1 protein-coding gene and 1 pseudogene are annotated in these 688 nt (G+C 60.0%); both read left to right on the forward strand.

All coding sequences use genetic code 11. The annotated features are described in order from the left end of the window. The coding region (locus V7665_RS13670; protein WP_442955237.1) for a phosphoribosylanthranilate isomerase at positions 1–248 on the forward strand (248 nt) is incomplete at its 5' end. A gap of 111 nt (positions 249–359) precedes the next feature. Continuing rightward, positions 360–688, forward strand: a pseudogene (locus V7665_RS13675) (tryptophan synthase subunit beta); the annotation flags it as partial.

Here is a 688-nt window from a genome sequence, read left to right on the forward strand (position 1 = left end):
CCAGGACTTTGCCCGGCGGAACCGGCACCTCCTTCGACTGGTCGTTGCTCGCCGGTCACGACCATCAGGTCGACTGGGGCCTCGCCGGCGGCCTTGATCCGGACAATGTGGCCGACGCCCTGACCGCCACCCATGCGCCGCTGGTTGACGTCTCCTCGGGCGTGGAAACCGCGCCCGGCGTCAAACAGGTAGACAGAATCGCCGCCTTTTGCCAAGCGGTGCGGGACTATGACGCGTCAATTCGTTAGCAGACCGTTAGCACTGAGCTTGTCGACCCGAAGGGCGAGCGAAGCTCAACTGCGCTTTGCGACGATAGGCGTCCTTCGACAGGCTCAGGACTAACGGATAATCGGAAACCCATGAACGACCTACCCCCCAACAGCTACCGCAACATGCCGGACGATCGCGGCCATTTTGGCGAATTTGGCGGCCGCTATGTCGCCGAAACGCTGATGCCGCTGATCCTCGATCTGGAAAAACATTATCGCGCCGCGCAGGCTGATCCGGCCTTTGCCGAGCAATTTGACGATCTGCTGCAAAATTATGTCGGTCGCCCATCCCCGCTCTATTATGCCGAAAGCCTGACCGAGGAAGTCCGCAAAAACGCACCGGCTGGCAAAGGCGCACAAATCTGGTTCAAGCGCGACGAGCTCAACCATACGGGCGCGCACAAGATCAACAATTGTGT

The organism is Parasphingorhabdus sp. (genome assembly GCF_036964675.1).
Lineage (GTDB): Bacteria > Pseudomonadota > Alphaproteobacteria > Sphingomonadales > Sphingomonadaceae > Parasphingorhabdus.